Origin of the sequence: Actinoplanes awajinensis subsp. mycoplanecinus, assembly GCF_001509495.1 — a bacterium.
Classification (GTDB): domain Bacteria; phylum Actinomycetota; class Actinomycetes; order Mycobacteriales; family Micromonosporaceae; genus Actinoplanes; species Actinoplanes palleronii.
In genome coordinates, this window is record NZ_LLZH01000200.1 from 12,754 (window position 1) to 38,171 (window position 25,418).

General features: G+C 72.1%; 21 protein-coding genes and 1 pseudogene. 9 read left to right on the forward strand and 13 right to left on the reverse strand.

Translation table 11 applies throughout. The annotated features are described in order from the left end of the window. Window positions 1-10: 10 nt before the first annotated feature. Window positions 11-1,024 carry a LacI family DNA-binding transcriptional regulator gene (locus ADL15_RS21210; RefSeq protein ID WP_067693845.1) on the forward strand — a complete coding sequence of 338 codons (1,014 nt, stop codon included), beginning with the start codon at window positions 11-13 and terminating at the stop codon, window positions 1,022-1,024. On the opposite strand, the gene ADL15_RS21215 is transcribed toward ADL15_RS21210, so the two are convergent. After that, window positions 1,008-2,042 (reverse strand): glycoside hydrolase family 26 protein, encoded by a 1,035-nt coding sequence (locus ADL15_RS21215; protein ID WP_083971527.1) that lies wholly within the window; start codon window positions 2,040-2,042, stop codon window positions 1,008-1,010. The genes ADL15_RS21210 and ADL15_RS21215 overlap by 17 nt on opposite strands. Window positions 2,043-2,245: 203 nt before the next feature. Here ADL15_RS21215 and bglS point away from each other — a divergent pair, with 203 nt between their 5' ends. Together bglS and ADL15_RS21225 are read left to right on the forward strand one after the other, a co-directional pair. Continuing rightward, window positions 2,246-3,010, forward strand: coding sequence for a beta-glucanase (gene bglS, locus ADL15_RS21220; protein WP_067693852.1), 765 nt, complete (start codon window positions 2,246-2,248; stop codon window positions 3,008-3,010). Between the two features lie 93 nt (window positions 3,011-3,103). Further along, window positions 3,104-4,699, forward strand: coding sequence for a pectate lyase family protein (locus ADL15_RS21225; RefSeq protein ID WP_067693855.1), 1,596 nt, complete (start codon window positions 3,104-3,106; stop codon window positions 4,697-4,699). Window positions 4,700-4,721: 22 nt separating this feature from the next. Here ADL15_RS21225 and ADL15_RS21230 read toward each other — a convergent pair whose 3' ends face one another. Both ADL15_RS21230 and ADL15_RS21235 read right to left on the reverse strand, forming a co-directional pair. Beyond that, window positions 4,722-5,597 carry an NmrA/HSCARG family protein gene (locus ADL15_RS21230; RefSeq protein ID WP_067693858.1) on the reverse strand — a complete coding sequence of 292 codons (876 nt, stop codon included), beginning with the start codon at window positions 5,595-5,597 and terminating at the stop codon, window positions 4,722-4,724. 82 nt (window positions 5,598-5,679) lie between these two features. Then, entirely contained in the window at window positions 5,680-6,120 is a 441-nt protein-coding gene (locus tag ADL15_RS21235; protein WP_067693862.1) for a MarR family winged helix-turn-helix transcriptional regulator, read from the reverse strand. Window positions 6,121-6,191: 71 nt separating this feature from the next. Between ADL15_RS21235 and ADL15_RS21240 the strand changes: the two are divergent. Next, window positions 6,192-6,557 (forward strand): annotated as a pseudogene (locus ADL15_RS21240) (GNAT family N-acetyltransferase); the annotation flags it as partial. 23 nt (window positions 6,558-6,580) lie between these two features. Here ADL15_RS21240 and ADL15_RS21245 read toward each other — a convergent pair. Both ADL15_RS21245 and ADL15_RS21250 read right to left on the reverse strand, forming a co-directional pair. Beyond that, window positions 6,581-7,963: a family 43 glycosylhydrolase gene (locus ADL15_RS21245; RefSeq protein WP_067693865.1), complete on the reverse strand. Its 1,383-nt coding sequence runs from the start codon at window positions 7,961-7,963 to the stop codon at window positions 6,581-6,583. Window positions 7,964-8,036: 73 nt separating this feature from the next. After that, window positions 8,037-9,041, reverse strand: coding sequence for a hypothetical protein (locus ADL15_RS21250; RefSeq protein ID WP_067693868.1), 1,005 nt, complete (start codon window positions 9,039-9,041; stop codon window positions 8,037-8,039). Window positions 9,042-9,107: 66 nt separating this feature from the next. Here ADL15_RS21250 and ADL15_RS21255 point away from each other — a divergent pair, with 66 nt between their 5' ends. Continuing rightward, window positions 9,108-9,689, forward strand: coding sequence for a TetR/AcrR family transcriptional regulator (locus ADL15_RS21255; protein ID WP_067693871.1), 582 nt, complete (start codon window positions 9,108-9,110; stop codon window positions 9,687-9,689). A 26-nt stretch (window positions 9,690-9,715) separates the two neighbouring features. On the opposite strand, the gene ADL15_RS21260 is transcribed toward ADL15_RS21255, so the two are convergent. After that, window positions 9,716-14,056, reverse strand: coding sequence for an Hsp70 family protein (locus ADL15_RS21260; RefSeq protein WP_067693874.1), 4,341 nt, complete (start codon window positions 14,054-14,056; stop codon window positions 9,716-9,718). Further along, window positions 14,053-14,454 (reverse strand): hypothetical protein, encoded by a 402-nt coding sequence (locus tag ADL15_RS21265; protein WP_157441493.1) that lies wholly within the window; start codon window positions 14,452-14,454, stop codon window positions 14,053-14,055. Before ADL15_RS21265 ends, ADL15_RS21260 begins: the two co-directional genes overlap by 4 nt. Window positions 14,455-14,629: 175 nt before the next feature. On the opposite strand from ADL15_RS21265, the gene ADL15_RS21270 reads away from it, so the two are divergent. Genes ADL15_RS21270 through ADL15_RS21280 form a run of 3 tightly spaced genes read left to right on the forward strand, consistent with a single transcriptional unit; the run spans window position 14,630 to window position 16,462 of the window. Beyond that, entirely contained in the window at window positions 14,630-15,007 is a 378-nt protein-coding gene (locus ADL15_RS21270; protein ID WP_067693878.1) for a hypothetical protein, read from the forward strand. A 3-nt stretch (window positions 15,008-15,010) separates the two neighbouring features. Continuing rightward, the gene (locus tag ADL15_RS21275) at window positions 15,011-15,790 is read left to right on the forward strand and encodes a hypothetical protein (protein ID WP_067693880.1); all 780 of its coding nucleotides are present in this window, start codon (window positions 15,011-15,013) and stop codon (window positions 15,788-15,790) included. Between the two features lie 18 nt (window positions 15,791-15,808). Continuing rightward, entirely contained in the window at window positions 15,809-16,462 is a 654-nt protein-coding gene (locus ADL15_RS21280; protein ID WP_157441494.1) for a hypothetical protein, read from the forward strand. Window positions 16,463-16,516: 54 nt separating this feature from the next. Here ADL15_RS21280 and ADL15_RS21285 read toward each other — a convergent pair whose 3' ends face one another. From ADL15_RS21285 to ADL15_RS21295, 3 genes are read right to left on the reverse strand one after another with little or no spacing between them, the layout of a single operon-like run. Beyond that, window positions 16,517-17,161, reverse strand: a complete 645-nt coding sequence (locus tag ADL15_RS21285) for a response regulator transcription factor (RefSeq protein WP_083971530.1) — start codon at window positions 17,159-17,161, stop codon at window positions 16,517-16,519. Further along, complete coding sequence (locus ADL15_RS21290; RefSeq protein ID WP_232344255.1) at window positions 17,158-19,161, reverse strand: sensor histidine kinase; 2,004 nt, start codon at window positions 19,159-19,161, stop codon at window positions 17,158-17,160. The genes ADL15_RS21285 and ADL15_RS21290 overlap by 4 nt, the downstream gene beginning before the upstream one ends. An 8-nt stretch (window positions 19,162-19,169) precedes the next feature. Beyond that, window positions 19,170-19,667: a hypothetical protein gene (locus ADL15_RS21295; protein WP_067693884.1), complete on the reverse strand. Its 498-nt coding sequence runs from the start codon at window positions 19,665-19,667 to the stop codon at window positions 19,170-19,172. A 262-nt stretch (window positions 19,668-19,929) separates the two neighbouring features. Here ADL15_RS21295 and ADL15_RS21300 point away from each other — a divergent pair, with 262 nt between their 5' ends. Then, a complete protein-coding gene (locus tag ADL15_RS21300) occupies window positions 19,930-20,553 on the forward strand; it encodes a hypothetical protein (RefSeq protein ID WP_067693886.1) in 624 nt (207 codons plus the stop codon). 30 nt (window positions 20,554-20,583) lie between these two features. Here the strand turns inward: ADL15_RS21300 and ADL15_RS21305 are convergent, their stop codons facing one another. The 3 genes from ADL15_RS21305 to ADL15_RS21315 form a co-directional block, all read right to left on the reverse strand. Then, entirely contained in the window at window positions 20,584-22,275 is a 1,692-nt protein-coding gene (locus ADL15_RS21305; protein WP_067693889.1) for an amylo-alpha-1,6-glucosidase, read from the reverse strand. 118 nt (window positions 22,276-22,393) lie between these two features. Continuing rightward, entirely contained in the window at window positions 22,394-24,697 is a 2,304-nt protein-coding gene (locus ADL15_RS21310; RefSeq protein ID WP_067693892.1) for an ABC transporter permease, read from the reverse strand. Next, window positions 24,694-25,386: an ABC transporter ATP-binding protein gene (locus ADL15_RS21315; RefSeq protein WP_067693894.1), complete on the reverse strand. Its 693-nt coding sequence runs from the start codon at window positions 25,384-25,386 to the stop codon at window positions 24,694-24,696. The genes ADL15_RS21310 and ADL15_RS21315 overlap by 4 nt, the downstream gene beginning before the upstream one ends. Between the last annotated feature and the right edge of the window lie 32 nt (window positions 25,387-25,418).

Below are 25,418 nucleotides of genomic sequence, written 5' to 3' on the forward strand. Positions count from 1 at the left end.
GGTGCCCCGGATGCCGTCGCCGGCAACGTCGCGACCGCCCACCCTCGACGAGGTCGCCGCACGGGCGGGGGTGTCGCGCACCGTGGTCTCCCGCGTGATCAACAACGGTCCGCACGTGAGCCTGGCCAAGCGCACCGCGGTGGAGAAGGCGATCCGCGAGCTCGGGTACACGCCCAACCGGGCCGCCCGGACGCTGGTCACCCGCCAGACCGGGGTGGTGATGCTGGTGGTCTCCGGCGAGGGGCCCGAGGTGTTCGCCGACCCGTTCTTCGCGCAGATCATCGTGGGGGCCTCGGCCGCCCTGGAGAAGACCGACCTGCACCTGATGCTCAGCCTGGCGACACCGGTGCGCGGCCGGGACCGGCTGCGGGCGTTCCTGCAGACCCGCAGCGCCGACGGGGTGATGCTGGTGGCGATGCGCGGTGACGACCCGCTGATCGAGATCGCCGCGCAGTCCGGGCTGCCGACGGTCTTCGTCGGGTTGCCGCTGAACGGGACGCCGCCGTTCTACGTCGACGTCGACAACGCCGGCGGATCACGGCTGGCGACCGAGCACCTGCTGCGCAGCGGCCGCCGCCGGATCGCCATGATCACCGGACCGGACGACACCGCCGTCGGCCGGGACCGCCGGCGCGGTTACACCGAGGCGCTGCTGCTGGCCGGGCACGGTCCGTACGCTGTCGAATCCGGCGATTTCCTGGAGAGCGGCGGCGCCGCGGCCATGCGCGCCCTGCTGAGCGTGCATCCGGACCTCGACGGCGTGGTCGCCGCCAACGACAACATGGCGGCGGGGGCGTTGCGGGTGCTGCGCGACGCCGGGCGCTCGGTGCCCGGCGACGTGGCCGTCGTGGGTTTCGACGACCTGACCGTCGCGGTGCACACCGATCCGAAGCTCACCACCGTGCACCAGCCGGTGCAGGCGCTGGGCCGCGAGGCGGCCCGGATGCTCGTCGACCTGCTGGACGGCGAACACCCGGACCCGTTCATCCTGCCGACCCGGATGGTCATCAGGGACTCGGCCTGAACCGCCCGTGCCCGGCGATGCGGGCCAGTTCGTGGCCGTGCCCGCTCATGTAATGACGGTGGACCCAGGCCGTGAAGGCCGCGAGCGCGGCCGGCGACGACGTCGGCGACCAGGGCTCCTCCTTGATGACGTCGAAGTAGGTCAGCAGCTTGAGGTCGGGATACGCGCCCGAGCGCAGCGTCGTGTCCATCTCCCGGAGCCACCGGGCCTTGTCGCCGCCGTCCTCGGTGGACGCGAACTCACCGAGCATCACCGGCTTGCGCGGCGCGACGGCGCGGGCGGTGGCGTAGGCAGCGGCGAACGTGGCGTCGAAACTCGTCCAGTGGTCGGCGGCCGGATCCCACGACGGGCCGAGACCCCAGTTGTAGCCGTCGATGCCGACCCAGTCGACGTACGCGTCACCGGGGTAGGCGCCGGCCGGGTCGTTGTAGGGCTCGGCCGGTGACGAGCCGTTGTTGAACGCCCACACCCACTGCACGTTGCGGGCCCCGGCTGCCTGGACGAGGTCGTGGACGTGCCGGTATGCCCGCACGTACGCCGACGGGTCCGCGCCGTTGTTCGCGATGCCCCACGGATACCAGTTGCCGTTGAACTCGTGGCCCCAACGGACCAGGATCGGCTGGCGCACCGCGGCGAACTCCCGGGCGCGCGCCACGATGTAGTCGTCCCAGGCGCCGCCGACGATGTCCGCCAGGTGGATCTGCGCGGGGTCGTTCGCCCCGAGCGTGGTGTCCCAGGGTTCCCAGGTGTAGTGCGGCATGATGCCGCGCCGCCAGAGTTGCCGGGCCTGCTGCACCGGGAAGGGTCGCCCGCTCGCCCAGCTGTCGAACCACATCACGCTGGCGGGAGTGACGCCGTACATGGCGGTGACATCCGCGGCGACCGCTGCCGGGTCGCCGTCCCGGAACACGCCCGTGTACCGGGTCACCTCCCGGCCTGCGGCGGCCGCGCCGGCCTCGGTCACCACGACCGCCACCGCTGCCGCCGCCGCGCCGCCCAGCATTACCCGCCTGCGCATGCCGCCTCCCCAAGGTCACCGTGAGCGCTGGAAGCGCTTCCGGTCACAAGGTACGACTGACGCTCATTGATGTAAAGACCAGGTTTCGAGATTATGTCCAACTACTGCTTGACAACGATTTGCCGTGCGGTTACAAAATTTGCATCGATGCGACTGACTGGAAGCGCTTCCAATCCCCATTCCCCGCAGAACGGAAGACGTCGATGAGAAACACTCGATCCCTGGCCCTGACCGGCCTCGCCCTCGGCCTCGTCGCCGCCCTGACCGGCGTCGGCGCCACACCCGCCCAGGCCGCCATCGGCCCCAGCTTCGTCGACAACTTCGACACCTTCGACACCGGCCGCTGGTACAAGGCCGACGGCTACAGCAACGGCTCGATGTTCAACGCCGGCTGGCGCGCCGACCACGCCACCGTCAGCGGTGGCCTAATGAACCTGAGCCTCGACACCCGCTCCTGCCCGTCCGGCTGCTCCGGCAAGCCGTACGCCGCCGGCGAGTACCGCACCACCGACCTGTACTCGTACGGTCGCTTCGAAGCCCGCCTGAAAGCGGTCAAGAACCCGGGCACCGTGACCTCGTTCTTCACCTACACCGGGCCCAGCGACGGCCAGCCCTGGGACGAGATCGACGTCGAGATCCTCGGCAAGAACACCACCCAGATACAGCTCAACTACTTCACCAACGGGGTCGGCGGCCACGAGACCGTCATCAACCTGGGCTTCGACGCCTCGACCGGCTACCACAACTACGCGTTCGAATGGTGGAACGGCGGCACCATCAACTGGTTCGTCGACGGAAGACTCGTGCACCAGGAGAACGGCTCACGCGGGCCACTGCCCACCCACCCGCAGCGGATCATGATGAACCTCTGGCCCGGCATCGGCGTGGACAGCTGGCTGCAGCCCTTCACCTACCCGGGCCACACATTGACCGCCGGGTATGACTGGGCCCGCTACACCAAGTACTGAGCAACCCAACACATTGACGTCCACCCATGCCTGAATTTATGGTCGGCATGCTAAGCAGCGGGAAAGCGCTTCCTACCCGAGGGTGGATCAGCCATGACACGCATGCGATGGATCGTCGCCGGGGTCGCGGTGGCCGCGTCCGCCGCGCTGCTCGGCTCGGTGCTCACCGCTCCGGCCTACGCCGAGACCGTCTTCGGTGACACGTTCGACGACGGCGACGCCAACGGCTGGAGCCGCTCCGGCGGCTCCTGGTCGGTGGTCACCGACGGCTCCCCCGCCCTGCGCCAGTCGAGCACCAGCGCCAACGCCAGAATCCTGGCCGGCGCCACGTCCTGGACCGATTACACGCTCCAGGTCCGCGTCAGACCGATCGCTTTCACCACCCTTGATCGTACGATCGGAGTCGCCGCCCGCGTCCAGTCCTCGACCGCGTACTACGCCCTGGTCCTGACCGGCAGCGGCGCCGCCCAGCTGCAGAAGGTCTCCGGCGGCACGGCGACCGTGCTGGCGACCGCCGCGGCCGGCGGCACCACCGGCACCTGGCACACCCTGGCCCTGAGCGTGCAGGGCACCACGCTGCGCGGCGCGGTCGACGGCACCCCGCTGCTGCAGGCCACCGACAGCACGTTCGGCTCCGGGCGCATCGGCCTGGTCGCCGCATACGCGAGCGCCTCCTACGACGACGTCACCGTCGACACCGGTGTGCCCACGCCGACTCCCAGCAGCTCGACGCCGCCGAAGAGCACCCCTCCCCCGGCACCCGGCAGTTGCGCGGTCACCGGCTCGCCGGCCGGTTTCGCCACCGTGAACGCGTGGGGCCAGAACGGCACGACCGGTGGCGCCGGCGGACCGGTCGTCGACGTCGGCACCGCCGCCGAGCTGCTGGCCGCGATCGCCAGGGTCGGGCCGCTCACCATCTGTGTCACCGGCACGATCACCCTGCCCGCCGGGATGTACGACGTGACCAGCAACAAGTCGATCGTCGGGGTGGGTTCGACGGCGGGCATCACCGGCGGCGGGTTGAACATCGGCCTGCCGGTCTCGGCGATGACCACCCCGCCCGACGACGCGGTCCGCAACGTGATCATCCAGAACCTGACGTTCCGCAACGCCAGCGACGACTCGATCAACGTACAGATGTTCTCGCACCACGTGTGGATCGACCACAACGACCTGGCGCAGGGCTACGACGGGCTGATCGACATCAAGCGCGGCTCGTCGTACGTGACCGTGTCGTGGAACCACACCCACCACCACACCAAGAACATGCTGCTGGGCCACGACGATGCCAACGGCGCGCAGGACACCGGGCGGCTCAAGGTCACCTACCACCACAACTGGTTCGACGCGACGCCGCAGCGCAACCCGCGGGTCCGCTTCGGCGAGCCGGTGCACGTCTACAACAACTACTACTTCTACAACACCGACACCGGCGTGGCCTGCCAGAACACCGCGGGCTGCCTGGTCGAGGGCAACTATTTCTCCGACGTCGAGGAGCCGGTGACCAACACCTACGCCGGCCCGGCCGGCCGCTGCGTGGCCCGCAACAACGTCTTCACCGGCGAGTCCGGCACCCCGGTCTGCAGCGGCACCGTGCAGGAGCCCTCGACCTACTACTCCTACACCCTGGACGACCCGGCCACCGTGAAGGCCACCGTCACCGCGGGCGCCGGCGTGGGCAGGCCCTGAGACCGGAATCGCGGCCGGAGGCTCAGGAGCCGGCCGTCCAGCCGGTAGCTCGGATCCACCCGGCCAGGTCCAGGGTGGCCGGCTCGATCGAGCGCACCACCGCGAGGTCCGAAGGGTCGTCCGCCGCCTCCGCGAACTGGCGGAACATCGCCCTGTCGAGGTCGGTGGGAAGCACGCTCAGCGGGAGGGCTTCGTACCGCGCCGGGAGCCCGGCGCGCGCGCCGAACGCCGCGGCGATCCGGGGGCCGGTCAGCTCGTCGCCGACGAGCTCGACGGCTCCGCCGGGCGCCTCCGCGGTGCCGAGCAGGAGCGCGGCGGCGACCCGGCCGATGTCCCTGATCGAGATCATCTTCAGGGCGACGTCCGCCGGCAGCGGCAGCCTCAGCACGATCTCCCCATGCTCCAGGCTCGGCGCCATCACGCTCGCGAAGCCCTCCATGAACGCGGCCGGGCGCACCATCGTGGCCCTCAGACCGGACTTCCGCAGGTACTCCTCGATCCGGTGCTTCGAGTCGTGGTGTGGCACACCCGTCTCCCGGTCCGCCCCGAAGACCGAGTTGAACACGACGTGCGGGACGTGGGCCGCGACCGCCGCGTCGACGAGCGCGGTGCCGACGCGGACCTCCGCCTCGACCTCGTCGAGGGTGTTCGCCTCCGGGGTCATGAAGTAGAACGCCTCGACCGTCGCCAGCGCGGCCATCAGCGACGCCGGGTCGTCGATCCGGATGGCCGCCACCTCGACGCCGCGGGCCGCCAGCGCCTGAGCCGGGCCGGATTGCGGGTTGCGGACCAGAGCCCGCACCCGCGCCTTGTGGTCCAGCAACGCGTCGACCACCGCCCCGCCCTGTTGCCCCGTCGCGCCGAAGACCGCGATCGTGCCGGCCGTCTGTGTGCTCATCACTGCCACCCTTCACTATTTCATGCCGTGAACTAAACTAGTTCACGGCATGAACATCGTCAAGGCGCGGGTGCAGCGGACCTCACGGTGTGACGGGTCGGTTCGAGGTGGGCGGAGAGAGGTCCGAGGTGTCCACGATGGCGGTGGCCACGCGCTCAAAGTCACGCTGGTCGTCGGCGCCGAGGTTGCTCGCGATCTCGGGCAGACGCTTGGCGACCTCAGCGAAGACGGCCTCGGCGAGCACCTTCCCGGTGGGCGTCACGCTGAGCATGACGACCCGTCGGTCCTGCGCCGAGCTCGCCCGCACGACCAGCTCGCGCCGCGCGGTGCGATCGACCAGCTGGCTCAACGCGTTCTTGGTCATACCCAACGCGGCGGCGAGGTCAGCCATCTGCCGCGGCTCGTTCCTGATGGCGCAGAGCAGCGTGGCCTGCGAGGGGGTCAGGTCGAGCTCGGCGCAGATCTGCGCGTACTTGCGTTGAATCACCACCGAGAGCCAGAAGAGCTTGTCGCCATAGTCCACGCCGGTCTCCCTCGTCCGATGACGGACGATCAGCCTACTCGTCGCGGGACGCGCAGGGGCGTCCCACGGTCGCGGAGCTCGAGGAGTACATCCGCGCCAACCCGCCGTCGTCGATCGGGTTGCTGGCCGCCGAGCGCAAGGCCGATCGTGCCGTCATCGGCTACTGCGGACTGATCGACGCCGGTGGGCCGGACCGGGAACCGGAGCTGGCGTTCGAGCTGCTCCGCCGGGTCTGGTCGCAGGGGTACGCGACCGAGGCCGCCCTGGCGGTCCTGGACTGGGCGAGGTCGTCCGGCCATGAGCGCCTGTCGGCCACGGTCTGGGACTGGAACACCGCCTCACGCCGGGTGCTCGCCAAGATCGGCTTCACCGAGACCGGGCGGACCAGGGTGGACCCGGCCCACGGGACCACCCTGTTCCTCACGAAAGCGCTCTGACACCGCCTGCCGGCCCCAACCGGTCAGGAGATGTCGATCGCGTCGAGTTCGGCGAAGTTCGCGCCCTTGCCGTACGCGATGGTGTTGGTCCCGGCGGTCAGCGTCACGGTGCGTTCGCTGGTCTGCCAGTTGTCCCAGCCGGTGAACGGATAGTCGACCGTCCCGGCGGCGGCGCCGTTGACGACCAGGGTGTGACCGGCCGCGCCGGCATCCGAACCGTTGGCGTAGCGGGTGTACAGCTGATAGGTGCCGGCCCGCGGCACATAGACGCTGAAGGTGACCCGGCTGTCGTCGAAGTCGATGCCACCGACGACGATGCCGTTGCTGGCGCCGCCGGCGGCGTACCGGGCGTTGGCGCGGGTGAAGGCGGCGTCCTCGGCCTCGTAGCGCACCTTGGCGCCCTGCACGATGGGACGGCTGCCCTGCCAGTCGAGCCGTTGCGAGTACACCGCCCGGTAGGTGAAGCCGGGGTTCCAGCCGTGGAAGACGATCCGGTCCTGGCCGTCCGGCCCGGTCACGATGTCCTGGCCGCCCGGGCCGCGTACCGCACCGGCGAACGCGTCGGTGGTCATCAGGGGCGCCGCGGCCTTGGTGTACGGCCCGCGCAAACTGGTCGAGGTGGCGTAGCTGCTCAGGTAGCTGCCGTTGCCGAAGAAGTTGGCCGAGTAGAACAGCACGTACGTGTTCTTGTGCTTCCACAGTGTCGGCGCCTCGACGAGGGTGCCCTCGAACGGCTTGTTCTGCTTGATCAGCTGGGACTCGGTGCCGGTGCGGCGCAGCCCGTCCGCGCTGACCTGCTGCAGGTGCAGCCAGGTGTCCTGGGCGCAGCAGTTGCCGTCGTTCTTCCACAGCATGTACCGGCGGCCGTTCTCGGCGAACGACGACGCGTCGATCGCGCCACCCGTCTCCGGGGTGCAGACCAACGCGGTGTCGCGGGGAACGAACGGCCCGCCGGGCGCGGTGGCGGTCGCGGCGCCGATGCACTGCTTGCCGGAGGCACGATCGTGCGCCGTATACCACATCACGAAGCTCTTCGATCCGGTGGCGAACACCTCCGGGGCCCACACGCCGTGATCACCGGACCCGCCGGACGGGAACGACCAGTCCGGGTCGGCCCAGGCACCCAGCGCCGGAAGCGCATCACCGTCCTGCACCGCCCAGGTCACCAGATCACTCGAGGTGGCCCACTTGATGTGCCGGCCGTCGCTGTTGGTGGCGTAGGCGTAGTAGGTGCGGCCGACCTTCATCACGTCCGGATCGGCGAAGTTCTGATCGATCACCGGCCCGGACGCGACGGCACTCGCCGGCGTGATGGAGGCGGTGAGCAGGCCGGCGGCCAGGGCCAGGACGGCGGTGACGGCGGTCGCCAGGCGCAGCGGCCCGCGGCGGGATCGGGAATGGGTCACAGGTCCTCCACGAAGATCGACAGATGCCCATCCCTTTCTACCGGTCCGAGGCCGATCCCGCTCGGCCGCCACGTCACCGGCTCTGCGTGCGGGAACGACCGTACGCGGCGAGGGCGTGGAAAGCGGCCTTGGGTGTCCAGGAGCCGTCCGGCAGGACGCGCACGATCCCGCGGGCCGCCAGGTCGTAATCGTGCTCGGGGTCGCCGGTGCTCGGCAGGTGCCGATTCGCGAAGGTGTACACGAACGCCGCCTCCACACCGCCTGCCTCGTAGTCGCGCAGCAGGTCAACGAGGTAGCGCGCCTGTCCTTCCTCGTCGCGCGCCAGTTCCGCCGTCAGCTTCACGGCACGGCCGTGCTCGTCGAACGTCACCGGCTCCGCCCCGCCCGCGACGTCGGCCGCGCCGCGGAACGTGCAGCAGCCGAATTCGGTCGCGGCGTACGGCTTGCCCTGCCCCACCGCCGCCGCCAGCGTCTGGGGGAACGTCGTGACGTTGGTCGCGTCGCGGTAGCCGGCGTCGCTGGCGATGATGTCGAACAGTGCCCAGTCGACGTCCTCGAGCGGTATCGAGGCGTATCCGACGAGGCCACCGAACCGTTCGCGCACGGCGGGTACCGCGTCGGCGAGAAAGTCGCGCACGGCGGCCCGGGCGGCCGGGACCGCCTCCCTCATCCGCATCGGATCGGTGAACAGCGCCATCCGCTCCGCCAGGTCACGGCCGGGCAGGAAACCGTCGGTGAACACCGAGATCTCGGAACCGGTGAGGTACACGACCGAGGCGCCGGCGCGCCGCAGCCGCTCGGCCCGCTCGGCGCCGTCGAGCACGAACGCCATGAGCCCGGCGCGGTCGAGGCCGTTGGTGAACGGGCAGTACCACACCTCGAGCCCGATCTCGGCCGCGAGCCGCGCGGCCAGCTCCAGCCGGTCCTGGACACCGCCGGTGATCCGGACCGCGTCGCAGTGCAGTTCGTCGCGGATGACACGCAGGTCGTTCCGCACGGTGCCGGGGTCGAACGGCTCGTGTGTGGTGGATCCGCCGCTCACGAAGCCGGTGTCGTAGTTCATGCCGAAGACGCGCATCGCGAGTTCCTCTCCTCATACGGTACGCTGCGTACCTTATAGGGTACGTCCAGTACCCTACAAGGCATGAGCACGAGGCGCCGGGGCGAGGAGTTGGAGCGGGCCATCCTGCACGCCGCAGCGGACGAACTACGCGAGTCCGGATACGCGGGGATGACGATGGACCGGGTCGCCGCCCGCGCGGGGACCAACAAGAACGCCATCTACCGGCGATGGCCGCATCGGGCGGCGCTGGGCATCGCGGCGTACCGCCACCTGTCCGACGCCGCCATGCCGAACCCCGACACCGGCACCCTGCGCGGTGACGCTCTCGAGATGCTGCGCCGGGCCAACGAGACGTGGTCGTCGCCGTACGGCGTGGTGCTGCGGGGTCTGCTCGCCGCCGCGGCCGACGACCCGGAGCTGCTCACCCTCATGCGCGAACGCTCCGGCGCGGACACCATGGACCGCGCCTGGCTCGGGATGCTGGAACGGGCCGCGGCCCGGGGCGAGGCGCCGGCGGCGGCCGCCCATCACCGGGTGGCGACGACGCCGATGATGCTGCTGCGCGCCGAGTACGCGATGCGCGGCATCCCCTCGGTCCCCGACGAGGTGCTGGTCGAGATCGTGGACGAGGTGTTCCTCCCCCTGGTGCGCGGCCGCGGCTGACGCCACCGGCGACGGCCTTCGCCCCGTCACGGTGCCGGTTCGAGGCTCTCCATCTGGACCGCTGAGGTGCCGGTGCGGATGCCGACGAGTTCGCCGAGGTCGTTGAAGAGCGGGCCGTCCGTGACCGGGCCCTGGATCTCGATCGCGAAGGTGCGCGCGCCGGTGCCGCCGGCCGGTCCGAACCGGTTGACGACGCCGGCCACGGCGGTGAACGGCTCCGGGCCACGATCCTGGACGGCCCAGACCCGGTCGCCGACGCGGAGCAGCTTCGGATGGCCGAGACGGATCAGGTCGGTGCCGGCCGGGTCCTTGAGCCGGATCGCCGCCGGACCGCCGGCGACCTCGACGCGTACGAGTGCGTCGCGCAGCGGGTCCAGGAACCGTTCCGGGCGGTCCGGGTCGGGCAGCACCAGGCCGAGCACGGTGGCGTTCGCGGCCAGCACCCGGCGGTAGGTGTCCGCGTGCCCGGTTTCGGCCAGGCAGCGCAGGTGCCGGGTGACGTCTTGCGGGTCGCTGAGCCGTCCGCCGTAGGCGCGCAGCGAGTCGAGCGCCGGGGCGTACTCCCGGGTGTCGTGCTGGGCGCGGAAGCGCCACAACGGGTCGGGGTCGGCCATGGTGAGCTGGGACAGCGTGGCGTTCCACCGCGCGATCCGGGCCAGCAGCGGGTCCAGCCGGGGCAGGTGCCGCTGGACGGCGTGCAGCAGGTGCTGCCCGGTGGCCAGGTCCCCGGCCGGATCGGCGGGCGGGCGGTCCAGGTGTTGCCGGGCGTTGGTCAGCAGGTCGCGCAGCGGCACCCGGACCAGGTCGAGGTCGATGCTGGTCTGGTTCGCGTCCCGGAACACCTCGATCAGGGTCCGCTGGGTGTCCGCGTCGGCGTGCGCCGAGGGCCGGTGGGCGGCTTTGCGGTCGCAGAACCGCTGCCAGGCCGCGTCGACGTCGCGCCCGGCGACCGTCGCGACCAGCGCCCGCAGCTCCCGGCGGAGCCGCTCACCGGCCTGCCGCAGGTCCTGCTGCAGGGCGAGTTCGCGGTGCCGGCGGGTCAGCGCGTCGATCTCCGCGGGCGCCAGCAGGGTGCTGTCGGTGATCTTGATGCCCGCGACGATCCCGGTCTGGATCTCCCGGGCGGTCACCTCGAGCACGCAGCTCTCGTCGATGGTGAACGCCACCTCGATTTTCGGGACTCCCCGGGGCGCCGGGGGCAGGCCCTCGAGCCAGAACGTACCGATCAGGAAGCTGCTGTCGACCGCGCCGTTGAAGATCTGGATGCGGACGCTGGTCGCCCGGTCGGTGTGGGTGGTGTACATCGCGGACCGGGTCACCGGGATGCGGGCGTTGCGTTCGACGATGCTGGAGTACTCCTGCGTGCCGGTCCCGGTGGCGACCTGGATCCCCAGCGAGAACGGGGTCACGTCGTGGATCAGTCGCTGCTGGAGTTTGCCGTCCATGACGGCGGCCTGCAGGGCTGCCCCGCACGCGACAACGGTGCGCGGATCCTGGATGCCGGTACGGCCGAGCCCGAAGACCTTCTCGACCACCTCACGCACCAGCGGCGACTGCATCGGCCCGCCGACGAGCACCAGGTGCTGCGGCGTCCCGGGCAGCTCGTCGCGCAGCTGGGTGCAGATGCGATGCAGCCGGCCCAGCGCGGCGGTGAGCACGCCGGCCAGGTCGGTGCGCGACAGGGTCAGCGTGACGTCGCGGTCGCCGGCGTAGCCGACCAGCACGTACTCGGCCTCCGAGACCGACGACAGGGTGATCTTCAGGTGTTCGGCGGCGACCTCGAGGCGTTGCCGGGCCGGTCCGCTCGCCGGCGCCTGGATGCCCTGCCGGCCGAGCCGGGCGACGAGTTCCTCGACGATGGCCTGGTCGAAGTCGATGCTGCCGAACTGGGTGTCGCCCAGCACCTGCCGCACGTTGTGCACCCCGTCGACGACCTCGACGTAGCTGGCGTCCAGCGTGCCGGCGCCGAGGTCGATCACGACCACCGCGCCGTTGAGGTGGTGTTGCAGGGAGGCTGCGACGCAGGCGGCGGTCGGCTCGTGCAGCAGCAGCACCGGCTCGACCCCGGCGATCGAGCAGGCCGCCCGGGTCGCCGCGGTCTGGTTGTTGGTGAAGTAGGCCGGGACGGTCACCAGTACCCGGGACCGCGACAGTCGCAGGTCGTGCCGCTGTGCCGCCCCGGCGAGCAGTTCCTCGGGGACCGGGCCCAGCTCGGCGCGGGCGAGTTCGGCGACGCGTTCGGCGACCCGCTCGGCCAGGAACCGTTCGACGACGCTACGACCGTGACTGATCAGCCGGGCCGCGACCTCTTCGGGCCGGTACTCCCGGTCGGTGATGGCGAATGTCCGGTCGGTGCCCATCGCGCGTTTGGCCGCGGCGATGTGCCCGACCAGCCGCCCGGCGAGCAGTCGCTCACCGGCGAGCCCGACGAGTTCGTCGCCGTGCACGTCGCGGCTCAGCGTCGCGGCGAACAGGTGCTCGCCGGCTTCGGTCGGGCAGAGCACGGCGCGGTCGGTGACGGTGTCGAAGACGGCCACGGCGCAGGTGCTGGTGCCCAGGTCGAGCCCCCAGATGCCGGCGAAGCGCCGGTCGGTCTCGTCGCGGGCCTGCGCGACCCAGCCGGGTGCCAGCCGTACGAATGCCTCGCGTTTGCCGGCTTCCAGCTCGTGCAGCGCGGTGTCGATGTCCTGGTGCAGCGCGGCGGGCACCATCGGGTCGGCGCGCAGCAGCCGCAGTTCCTCGCGCGCCGATCCGCTGCCACCGGCGAGCGAGCGCAGGCAGAGCGCGACCAGTTGCTCGTAGTCGCCGCCACCGCGCAGGCAGGCGACGGTACGGGGGTCCTCGACGACCCGGTCGGTGTGCAGCTGGTGCAGGCACACCATCGCGGCGTCGTACTCCCGGGCCTGCAGGTAGAGATCGGCGGCGGCGTCGAAGTCGGCGGTCTGCTGGAGGATCTGGGCCGCCCCGAGCGCGTCGCCGGCGGCTTTGCGGGTCTCGGCCCGGTCCCGCAGCGCCTCGACGCTGGTGTCGTCCTGGTGGATGCGTTCCGCGCGGCCGAACTGCCCGCAGTCGCGGTACAGCCGGGCCGCGCGGTGCGACTCCTGAGCGGCCTCGGCCTGCTGGGCCGCCATCAACAGGTCACCGGCCGCCTCCTCGAACCGGCTCCACGCGGCGTGCGCGATCGGAGTGGTGGCGCCGAAGTGGAACCGGCCGGCTTTCAGCACGTCGTCGCGCTGGCTCGCCACCGCCGCCTGGCAGCGGGCCACGACGTCGGTCGCGCCGTCGCGTTCGAGCACGTCGGCGGAGTGCGCCGCCTGCTCCAGCCGGCCGAGCAGGGCCCGGATCCGGTTCATGGCGGCGGCGAAGTCACCCTGGTCGGCGAGTTCGTGGATGTCGTCCTGGCACAGCGCCGCCAGCCGGATCAGCCGGTCGGTCAGGTGCAGCGGGCAGGTGTCGAACGCGCTGCCGTGACGGCCCCGCATCTCGTGGCACTCGCTGACCCGGTCGGTGCGGCCGGCCTCCTGATAGGACAGCAGGGCCTCGTTGAAGAGCCGGTCCGCCGCCAGCAGGTCACCGCGGCGCACCAGCAGGTTGCGGACCTCGACGCCCCAGCGCTGGTGGCGGGCCGCGCCCAGACCGGCGTCCACGTCGATCACCGATGAGGAGCGGGCGCAGACCTCCACCGCGGCGCGCAGCCGGGGCACGCTGCCGTCGGCCAGGCGGACGGCGTCGACGCCGCGGCCGACGAAACAGCGCACCTCGAACAGGTCCGGCACCTGGGACTGCGGCAGCTCGCCGAAGAACGCCTGCCACACCTGATCGTCGCGTTCCAGCGTGGCGCGGTCGAGCCAGCCGCGCAGCACCCGGGTCGCGGTGTCCAGGTCCAGCAGTTGCAGCTGCGACCAGCGCCGCAGGTGCCCGATCACCTCGTTCACGTCCGACGACCGGCCGAGCACCGCGGACATCCGGTCCCGGGCGCGGTGCTGCAGGTCGGGCAGACACAGCGTGGTGGCCAGTTCCAGCACCACGGCGAACGCGTGCTGGTCGCCGTCGACCACGTGACCGGCCAGCCAACCGGCGTCCCCGGTACGGAAAGCCTCGTGGTAGCGATCCGCCGGGATCCTGGCGTGGTACCGGCGGACCAGGCCCACCGCCTCGCGCGGGTTGGCCCGCAGTGCCAGCCGGAGCGCCCGGCGGTAGCGGCGCAGCACCGGCCGGGCCGGCAGCGGGTTCGCGAACCCGGCCTCCACCGCGGCGACGGCACGGGCGAGACGTTTGCCGCTGCCGCCGAATATCCAGTCCTGCAGACCGATCCGGGAGATCCGGTCGGTCAGCCGCAGCCGGGTGTCCACGTCGTGGCGGGTCACTGCGGCGGGGACGACGGTCCGTAATGGTTATGCGTCTGGTTCGCCTGGTTGTGGTCGCCCAGGACGACGAACGCGTGGGGGCCGATCGTCACGTTCGGCCGCGGCTTCTGCGTGTCGACGAGGTTCTGCAGTTCCGGCCTGGTCTCCGGGCGCTCCGCGAGCAGGTCCGCCAGGCGCATCGCCCACAGCTGTTCCTCGGCAGCGGCCGACTCCTTGCCCGGCGACGAGCCGAGCATCTCGCGGGTGTGCAGCAGCTGGTGCTCGACCACGTCGCGCCGGCTCCGGTCGCCGCGGCTCAGCAGTCCGGCGACCTTGCCGCTCACCAGGGTCCACGCGTCGGTGCTCGCCGCCTGCACCACTGCGGCAGCCGCGGTCACCGCCAAAATATCAAGATCCACCAGTTGACCCTTCGACAGATCCGGATCAGAACGCCCGCAACTTCCCGACAACTATGACCAAATCCCGGCCCGATCCGACAGCCCCGATCGGGGTCGTATGAACGGCCCAGGCGATGGAACGGAACGGAACGCCTCCTTCGTGAACACCGCACCTCCGCGGATGGAAGGACATGAGATGCACCGTTCCACGAACAGGTTCGCCGCTGCCGCGCTGGCCGTCGGCTGCGGGCTCGGTGCCGTCGTCGGGCTCGGCGGCCCGGCGCTGGCGGCGAGCTGCCAGCTGGACTTCGCCCGGCCCAGCACCACCGTCTACCGGATCCTGCTGAACTGCACCGGCGGGACGCCGACCAGCATTTCGTTGTACGCCGAGGACTTCCCGTTCGACCAGTTCCTCGGCAACTTCCTGCCCGGCCAGCTGGTCGACCAGGGAACGCTGAACGAGGACGACTTCCCGTTCAACCGCGAGGACGAGATCCACGGCCAGGTCGCGGTGCGCGAGGCCAACGGCACCGTCGTCTCGGTCCGGACGAACACCGTGAACCGGAACTTCTGACCGATGATGTTCCGACGACTCGGCGGCCGGCCGGCCGCCACCGCGATCGCCGCCATGACCGCCGCTGCCCTGGTGGCCGCCACCCCGATGCCCGCACAGGCCGTCGACCCGGCGACCATCGTCGGCGCCGCCCTGAAGGCGTACGACGTCTACCAGAAGCTGGCCGGTGGCGGCCTCACGCTGGACGACGCCACCACGAAGATCATCGACGCGGTCAACGCCGCCAAGACCGACATCATGCGGCACACCGACCGGCTCGCCACGGCCGAGGTCCGCGCCTGTACGACCAGCGCGGTGATCAACGTGGCCGACATCGGCGCGCTCAGCCCGGACAGCCGGCAACTGTTCGCGCTCAACGCCACCGACTGCGTCACCCTGGCCCAGTCGCTGCTGGCCACGGTCGGCAACGCCGGGTCGGTGGACGAACTCGGCTTCGCCGTGAACGTGGTCGGGCCGATCGCCCTGCTCGCCCGTACCTCGGCGGGTCTGATGACCGGGGGCTTGCGCAGCTCGCTGACCTCGGCCGACAGCACGGTCCTGACGAGGCTGAAGCCGTCCTGCCGCGACATACCGCTGTGGGGTGACGCCGGGCCCGGCCAGCCGGTCGAGGTCGAGATCATCTGCACCGCCTACAACGGCGCCCAGGGCTACGACTCGGTCGTCCTGCGGATCAAACGCGGCCAGCCGCTGCCGCCGATCGACCACACCTCCGCCATCGACGACGCCGTGAGTGCGACCAGCTATCCGGTCGCCAAGGCCGCGTTGCCGGTTCTCACCAGTTAGGGAAAGGGAACAACCATCATGGACCGACGAACACTGATCGTGGGCGGGGGCGCTGCCGCGCTGGCCGCCGTGACCGCCGCGACGCTGCCCGGCGCGGCGGCGGCCGCCTCCGACCCGGCGACCGCGCTGCACGCACGCCGGGTGCTGAACCTGGTCAACGCCGACCTGGGCGCGATCAACCTCGAGGGCGCCACCGGGCTGCTCAAGACGAGCCTGACCGCCTACGCCGAGTCCGCACCCCGGGACCCGGGCGCGGACGACCTGCTCGCCTGGGTCCGGCGCCGGATCACGAACCTGACCGGCAGCGACTCCATCGACGCCGCCGTCAACGAGAACCCGGAGACACGCGCCCTGCTGGCCTTCGGGTTCCTGTCCTACACCCAGCGTCAGGACCGACCGCAACCGAAGATCTCCCGGAGCATGCCGGTGCCCGCGGTGCTGGCGAACCTGGAGCCCGACTTCCTTCCCGAGCTGCTGCGTCAGGTGCAGAGCAAGGCCAAGACGTCGCCGTCCTTCGCCACCGCGCTGCAGACCGGCTCGGACCACATGACCCAGTTCATCGTCGCGGCCGACGGCCCCGGCGGGACCGGGCCGGGCCACCCCACCGACGAGGACATCCTGAACTGGGTCGTCGTCCTGATCGTGGTGGCCATCGTCGTCATCAGCAAGTGACCCACCCTCGGGCAGTCACCTCTTCGCGGTGGCTGCCCGAGGCGATTTCCGTGGTCACCGCAGGCCTGCGTCGCGGGCCAGCAGGGCGACCCGGAGGCGGTCGGTCACGCCGAGCTTGCTGAAAATCAAGGAGAGCTGATTGCGTACGGTCTTCTCACTCAGTCCCAGCCGCCGGGCGATCTGGGCGTTGCTCTCCCCCGCGGTCAGCCGGGTCACCACCTCACGTTCCCGCTCGGACAACCGGTCGAACGGCGCCGGGACCCGGGCCGGCGCCGCACGCATCCCGGTCAGCAGCGCCCCCGCCGTGCGCGGGCCGAGCACGACGCCCCCGCCGGCGACGGTCCGCAGCGAGTCCACCACCAGCTCCGGATCGGTGTCCTTGAGCAGGAACCCGTGCGCGCCGGCGCGCAGTGCCCGGTCCACCACGCTCTCGTCGTCGTCCATGGTCAGGATCAGCACCCGGGTGCCGGGCGCGGCCCGCAGGATCCGGCCGGCCGCGTCGATGCCGTCCCCGTCCGGCAGGCCCACGTCCATCGCGATCAGGTGCACCGGGCCGACGGTGGCCGCGCGCACCGCCTCGGCGACCGTGGCCGCCTCGGTGACCGTGGCCACCCAGGACTCGCTCTCCAGCATGGCGCGCAGACCCCGGCGCACCACCGGGTGGTCGTCGACCACGAGCACCCGCCGGCCGGCGATCACGACGCCGGCTCCGCGGGCAGGGCCAGAGCGACCCGCACGGCGGTGCCGCGGGGCTGGGCCGGGCCGATCTCGTACTCCCCGCCGAGCTCGGCCACCCGCTCACGCATCGAGTCCAGGCCGACCCCGCTGCGGGGTGCCGCGGACAGCCCGACGCCGTCGTCCACGATGTCGATGCGCAGGGTCCGGCCGCGCCGCACGGTGACCTGGCAGGCGCCGGCCCGGGCGTGCCGCGCCACGTTGGTCAGCGACTCGGCGACGATCCGGTACGCCGCCACCTCGACGGCGGCCGGCAGACCGTCCAGCGGCTGCTCGATCCGCAGCCGCACGGTCAGGCCGGTCGTGTCGAAACGCCGGCACTCGGCGCGCAACGCGTCGGCCAGGCCGTGGTCCAGGGCCGCCGGGCGCAGCTGGTCGACCAGCTGGCGCAGCTCGGCGGTGCAGGTGCGCAGGTCGGTGGCGAGGGTGCCGAGGATCTCGCCGGCCCGCTCCGGCAGGCGCTCGGCGGCGCGGTCCGGGTCGGTCAGCAGCTTCTGCGCGGCGCGGACCTGCATAGACATACCCGCGATGGCCGGACCGAGCCCGTCGTGCAGATCGCGGCGCAGCCGGCGGCGTTCCTCCTCGCGGGCCAGCACCAGGCGCTCGCGGGAGTCCTGCAGATCGCGGATCAGCCGGGTCGCCTCGGCGGCCACCCCGGCGTGCACCGCGGCGTCGCGCAGCAGCCGGCGTTCCCGGCGGGTGAACCGGGCGCCGCGGCTGCGGGTGGCCACCAGCAGCCGGCCGACCCGGTCACCGCGGGCCACCATGTCGAAGGCCTCGATCGGGGTGCCGGCCGTGCCGTGCTCGGCCAGCAGCCGCGGGCCGGCCCGGCCGTCGATCTCCACCGCCACGTACGGCACCCGCAGCGAGCCGGCGATCGACCCGGTCAGCAGCGGCAGCAGCGCGGTCGGCTCCCCGGTCCAGCCGAGCAGCCCGCCGAGCCGGGCGATCACCTCGTACGGGTCGTCGCGGTCGCCGTAGACGAGCCGGTCGACGTAGCGCTGCACCCGCCGGCGCAGCGGCTCGAACGTCACCGCGATCAGCCCGGTCGCCACCAGCGAGGCGATCGAGGTGTCCCCGCCGGTGACCTCGCCGCCCAGACCGGCGACGATCACCACGAAGCCGCCGACCACCAGCACCGTCATCAGCAGCCAGACGATGCCCCGGTGGATGACCTGGTCCAGCCCGTAGAGCCGGTGCTGGAGCACGGCCACCGTCATCGCCAGCGGCAGGGCCAGCGTGATCACCACGGACGAGCCGGGCAGGTTCAGCACGCTCAGGGCCAGCCCGACGACCAGCATCGCGCCCGCCGCGACCAGGCAGGCGAGCTGGCTGCGGGTCTCCCCGGCGGCCCGGCGCCACCGGACGACCAGCGACCCGAGCACGGCGAACAGGCCGGCCGCCGCGAGCACGATCGCGGCGGCGGCGATCCGCAGCAGCAGCCGGGCCTGCGGCGTCACCACGGTCACCTCGGTGAGCAGGGTGTACGGATGGGCGGCGGCGGCCAGCGCCAGCGCCACGCTCGCCACCACGGTCGCCGCGGCGAGCCCGGCGGCGAGCGGCCGCCACCGCCGCGACGGCAGCCGCCCGTCCGGGAAGACCAGCAGGGCCAGGAAGATCAGCCCGATCGGCGGCCACCACAGCCACTGGCTGAGCCAGGCCGCCACCACCCAGTGCGACCAGCTCGCGGCCAGCGTGGCGACGGCGGCCAGCCCGCCGGCGGCCAGCGTCAGCCGCCCGACCGGCTGGCCGGGCACGCCGGCCAGCACCAGAGCCCCCATGATCGTGTATGCGACGGCGATCGGCGCGGTCAGCCCGATCACGCCGGAGGTCACCTCACCGGTGCCGCGCACCTGGCCGGCCACCGCCAGCGCCAGCAGCGCCACCCCGGTGATCAGCGCGGTCCGGGGCCCGGCCGGCGCGCTCGCCGCGATCGGGTCCGGCGTGGTCAGGACGGTGGCCACCTCGGCGGTCAGAGGATGCCGTGGACGAACAGGTTGTGCAGCGGACTGCCGTTGTCGCCCGGGTCGGCGTCGGCGTGCCCGAACGGGCCGTCGCACCGGCGGAGGGCCTCGGCCAGGTCGGTCACCTCGGCCAGCCGGGGCAGCCGCGCGGCGGCCTGCTTCGGCGTCAGCTTCATCCCGGCCAGCACGTCCGCCACGACCGGGTCGAACAGGTAGGTCTCGATGTCCGTGACGGCGGTGCGCAGCCGGCTCAGCAGGATCTCCGGTTCCGGGCCGTCGACACCGGCCTCGATGCCGACCAGCTGCCACTTCTTGCCGAACACCGGGTGCATCCGCACCCCCTGCTTGTCGAAGAACTCCATCCGCAGGTTGGACCCACCGGCCACGACCAGTCCGTCCAGGGCGGTGAGCAGCGTCTTCACATCTGGATAGAGGTGCGCCCGGCTGCTCGTGGCCGAGACGGCGATGACGATGAGATTGATGTCCTGGGGCAGACCTGCGGACATGACGGCTCCTCCGAGAGTGAACGCGGTTTCGGCTGGGGGCCTCATGCAGTGTGCGCAGTGTCCCGGTGCCGTGCTGTCGCCCAGGCGACATGATCGACGATCAGAGGACAACGACCGAGACCGATATCCGACGCAGCCGCGCCGGTGCCGGAACGTCCCGGCCGGCCGGGACATCCGCACCACGACCGCGGGACACGAGCACCACCACCCTGAGGGGCGTCGGCCGCCGCTCCGGGGGCCGCGACGACGACGGGGAGCGACGATGGTCAGCACGGCGGTGGTGGTCGACGCGTGGCCGGGCCACGAGAGCACGGTGGACGGCGGGATCGCGACGTGTGTCCGGGACGGCCGGTCGTGGCGGGTCGGCCTGGGCGGCCGCCGGCTGCTGGTCGCGCACAGCGTCGGCCTGCTGCACCTGGCGGTCCTGCTGGCCAACCCGGGGGTCGACATCCCGGCGATCGAGCTGGTCAGTGGCGTGGCCGCACTGGCCCGGCCGGTGCCGCGCCCGGCCGGGTCGGCCCAGCCGGTGCTCGACCGCACGGCGATCCAGCAGTACCGGCAGCGGCTGTCCCGGCTGCGCGACGAGATCGACGAGCTGGAGTCGGCCGGCCCGCCGGAGCAGGCCGCGCGGGCCCGGGCCGAACGCGACTGGCTGGTCCGGGAGATGGCCGCCGGCGTCGGGCTCGGCGGCCGGTCCCGCGACTTCACCGACGACGCGGAACGCGCCCGGCTCGCCGCCGGCCGGGCCATCCGCCGGGCGATCACCCGGATCCACGACCGGGACGCGCTCATCGGTGGTCACCTGCGCGCCCGGGTACACACCGGCATGCGCTGCTGCTATTTCCCGGCGACGACCGCCCGGCCGGACCGGGCGTGGTACGTCTGATCGCGGCGGCGGGTCCCGGCGAGCCCGCGGTCAGCGACCTTCGTAGGCGGCGGCCAGGATCAGATAGCTGCTGGCCGTCCAGGTGTACGCCCGGTCGCGCAACCCGGCCCCGGTCTCGGCGTCGAAGTTCTCCGCGAACCCGGACTTCTCGCACAGCGCCCGGAACCGCCGGCTCACCTCGTCGGCCAGCTCGGTGTGCCCGGCCCGGCGCAGACCGTCCTCGATCAGCACGGTCGACGGCGCCCAGATCGGCCCGCGCCAGTACCCGTCGGCCGCGTAGTGCGGCGAGTCGACCGGTTCGGTGGCCAGCCCGTGCGCGGTCAGATGCGCCCGCAGACCGGCGGCGAGACGCTCGCCGACCTCGGCCGGCAGGTCGGCGCCGAGCACGATCGGCATCAGCGCGAGCAGGCTGGCGCTGGTGCTCGGCAACCCCGTGAACGGGCTGCGGGCGATGAACCGGTCGCCGTCCCAGAGCTGGTCGAGCAGCGCGTCGCGCATCCGGTCGGCGTCGGCGCTCCACTGCTGGGCGTCGGCCGGTTCGTCGAGCTCCGCGGCGAGCGTGGCCAGTTCACGCAGCTGGGTCACCAGGAAGGCGGCGAGATCCGCAGTCTCCAGGACCCGGTGCTCGTCGAAGGTGGTGGCGTTGTCCCAGCCGCTGTCGTTGCCGTGCTGGTAGTGCGCCAGCTCGTGCCCGGGTGCCCGGCGGCCGGTCAGCCAGAACCGGGTCCAGCGGCTCAGCGACTCGTACACCTCCCGCAGGTGCTCGGGGTCCAGGTGCGCGCGCTCGCGCAGCAGGCCGAGCGCCCAGCCGTGGATCGGCGGCTTGACGAAGTTGTGGAGCACCTCGGAGTGGGTCACCGAGTCCGGCAGCGCGCCGGCCGGGTCCTGGTGGTCGAACGGCAGCCGGAACTGGTCCCAGGCCAGGCCGGGGTCGCCGGTGGCCAGCGCGATGGCGTTGAAGCAGTGATCCCAGCTCCACACCTTGTCCATCCAGTGCTTGGACATCAGCACGGCCGGACGGGTGACAAAACCGCCCGGGTCCACGGTGGCCGACCACATCACGTAGGCGGCGAGGTCCGCGGCCGGGGTGCGGTCGCTGCGCCACGGCGCGACCGCTTCCAGGAAAAGAGCAAATTGCTTGTGTACGGCGTCAGCCACCTGCGCGAAGCTCGCCGTCGAGGAGTACCGGGCGCGCGCCGTCGCGTACTCCTCGACGGCGATCTCCCACGTGGTCCCGCTGGGCAGGTCGACGTGGCGCTCCCCCACGCCGAGCAGTTGCGAGCCGGCCACCACCGGGTCACCGGCCAGCACGGTGACCCGGTACCGGCGGCCGGTCTCGTACGAGGTGAAGACGTGCGAGCCGTCGACCGGGTCGGTGTAGAGGTAGGTGCCGCTGAACGGGGTCAGCTCGGTGGCCGCCGCGGCGAGGCGCAGGCCGAGACCTTCACCTCGTACCCGAATGGTGTCGTGGTTGTCGAAAACCAGGTCGATGCGGCCGCCGTCGCCGAGCCAGGTCAGCCGCGAGGGTGTCGCCACGATGGCCGGGTCGGCGCGGGCGGCACCGTCACGGGCCTCGAAACGCAGCACGGGATGCATGCCGGTCTGGTGCGACACCAGGTGCAGGTCGTCCGCGTAGGTCTTCTCCGCGATCACCGGGGAGATGCCGAACCAGGACCCGCGGTAGCTGAACGGGATGTCCTGGACGGAGAAGGTGGGTGCCATGAACGGCCTTCCTGTGTCACGGCCGGTCCTCGACGGCGCCGGCGACACCACAGTGTCGCGCGCCGATCCACCGGCGGACCCGCACCGCGGGCCGTGGTCGTCCTGCGGTGAGCCGCCGCTATTCGGTGTGCAGCACCTCGCCGACGGTCAGGCGGGCCGCCGTGCGCGCCGGGGCCAGCGCGCCGAGGACCGCGATGAGCACGCCGGCCACGGCCAGGGCGGCCAGTTGCGGCGCGTGCCAGACCGCTTTCATCGACTCCGGGAACGCCACCACACCGACGTGGTCGACGATCAGCCGGTGTGCGGCGATGCCGGCCGGGATGGCCAGCAGCCCGCTGAGCGCGCCGAGCGCGGTCACCGACGTCACCGTCAGCGTGACGACCTGGCGCGGGGTCATCCCGATCGCCTTGAGCATGCCGAGGTCCCGGCGGCGTTCGCGGGTGGTGAGCAACACCGTGTTGAACACGCCGAGCGCCGCGACCGCGCCCAGCAGCACGGTGAAGACCGCGGCGAAGGTCACGATGGTCGTGGTGGCGGCGTTGCCGGGGCCGCGCGCCGCGACCATGATGCCCGGTTCGGCCGCCCCGGCCGATCGGACGTAGGCGGCCGCGTCGGCGCCCGGGGCCAGGGTGACCGTGTAGTCGACCGCCGGGGTGCCCGGCGCGAGCAGGTCCAGCAGCGGCCAGGTGGCGTCGACCGCGTCGGGGCTGCTGCCGATCAGCTCGCCGGTGATCGTCACGGGCACGCGCCGGTCGCCGAGTTCGAGGGTGATCCGGTCGCCGACCGCCACCCCGTGCTGGGTCAGGAACGACGGGCCGGTCACCACCTCGTCGGGTGCGGCCGCCATCCGCCCGGCGACGATCTGCTCGGCGTCCGCCGACGTGTCGCCGCGGTAGAAGTTGACGTAGATCGGCTGCGGGTGGCCGAGCAGCCGGACCTGGCACAGTGCCCGCGCGGTGACGGTATCGGCGCCGGGCACCGCGTACAGAAGTGCTTCGATCTGTTTGTCGGTCCTTTTGGGTACGGTGTGCTGGTTGCCCGGCGTGCCGACCACCACGTCGACCACGGGCACGCCGTCGCCGTGGTTCAGCCCGGCGAAGGCAACCATCGTGCTGGTCAGGCCGGTCGACAGGGTCGCGGTGGCGACGCCGAGGACGATCACCACGGCGGTGAGCGCGGCCCGGCCCGGGCGGGTGACCAGCTGGCCGAGGCCCAGGCTGACCGGGCGCGGGATCGGCAGCCCGGCGAGGTAGCGCTGCGCGCGCAGGCCCCGACCGGCCCGGGGTGCGCTGCCCGCGGTGATCGCCCGGGCGGCGGAGAGCCGGCCGGCCCGCACCGCGGGGACCAGCGCGGCGAGCACCACGACGGCCAGCATCGCCAGGGCGCAGAGCACCGGCACCCAGGCGGGTACGCCGATGACGGCGGTGCCGGTGTGGATGCCGGCGAACGCGATCTTCAGGATGGCCGGTGCCAGCAGCGCGCCGGACAACGCGCCGAGCAGGCACCCGGCGAGCGCCGGTGTGGAGATCATCGCGAGGTAGACGGCGATCACCTGCCGCGAGGTGAACCCCAGGGCCTTGAGCACACCGATGCGCCGGTAGCCGGAGACGACCGCGCCGCTGACCACGTTCCCGACGATCACCACCGAGACCACCAGACCGAGCAGCCCGAACACCGTGATGATCGGCAGGTACGAGTCGGCCATCGCGGCGAACGCCCGTTTGCCGGTGAGATAGGACTGCGTGGCGGTGATCGCACCCGGCGGCAGGCCGGCGGTGGCCCGCTGCACGCCCGCGGCGACCTGGGCGTCGGTCGACGCCGCGGCGAACCGGTAGAGCATCTGCCGGGCGGTGGGGTGCAGTGCCGCCATCTGTGCGGGCGCGACCCAGGCGTCGGCCGAGCCGCTCATGCTGATGGCGAAGCCGACCACGGTCAGCGGGGGCGCACCGGTCGCCCCGATCGGCGCGTCGGGCAGGTCGATGTGTCCGCCGCCGCCGGTCGGGTAGCTGACCACGATCTCGCCCGGGGCGGTGGCCCAGCGGCCGGAGACCAGATCGAGCCGGTCGACCGGGCCGCCCGGATCGGCGCGGCCGACCACGACCAGCGGCCCGGCCGGCCGCCACAGGAACTCCTCGGGCACCTCCAGCACCACCGCGTCGAACGGACCCGCGGCCACCGTGCCGGGGCGGCCGGCGGCCTGCGCGAGTTGCGCACCGGAGACCGTGGGCCGGTCGAACGTCACGACCGCGTGCGCGCCGTGCTGTGCGGCGAAGGCCCGGTCGAATGGTGCCGAGGCGGCGACCAGCAGGGCCAGCGCGATCACCACGGTCAGGGTGGAGAACAGCACCACCAGGGCGATCACGAAGGTCTGCACCTTGCGGCGCCGGACGATCGACCGCGCGGCCGTCCCCACGGCGCTCATGCCGCACGCTCCGGGGTGCGCTCGCGGGCGACCCGGCCGTCGGTCATCTCGACGATGCGCCCGCAGCGGGCGGCCAGTTGCGGATCGTGGGTGACGATCAGCAGGGTCTGTCCGCTCCGGTTCAGGTCGAGCAGCATCTGCATCACGTCCGCACCGGAACGGCTGTCCAGCGCGCCGGTCGGTTCGTCGGCCAGCAGCAGGGCAGGGCGGTTCATCAGCGCCCGGGCCACCGCCACCCGCTGGCGTTCGCCGCCGCTCAACGCGGCCGGGTAACTGTCGCGGCGGGCGGCGACCCCGAGCTCGCCGAGCAGCTCCAGGGCCCGGGCCCGGGACTGCCGGGCCGACGCGCCGGTGAGCTGGCCGGCGAGCGCGACGTTGTCCAGGGCCGGCAGGTCGTCGAGCAGGTTGAAGAACTGGAAGATCATGCCGAGGTGCCGGCGCCGGAACAGCGCCAGACCGGTCTCGCTCAGCAGGGCCAGATTCTCGCCCTGCACGGTGACCGTTCCCGCGGTGGGCCGGTCCAGGCCGGCGATCATGTTCAGCAGGGTGGACTTGCCGCAGCCGGACGGTCCGGTCACCGCGACGGCCTCTCCCGCGTGGATCCGCACCGACACCCCGCCCAGGGCGGTCGTGTCGCCGAACTCCTTGCGCACCTCGTCGAGGCTGACGACGATCTCTTCGCTGGTCATGGCACGACGCTAGGAAGTGCGGCACCGGCCGG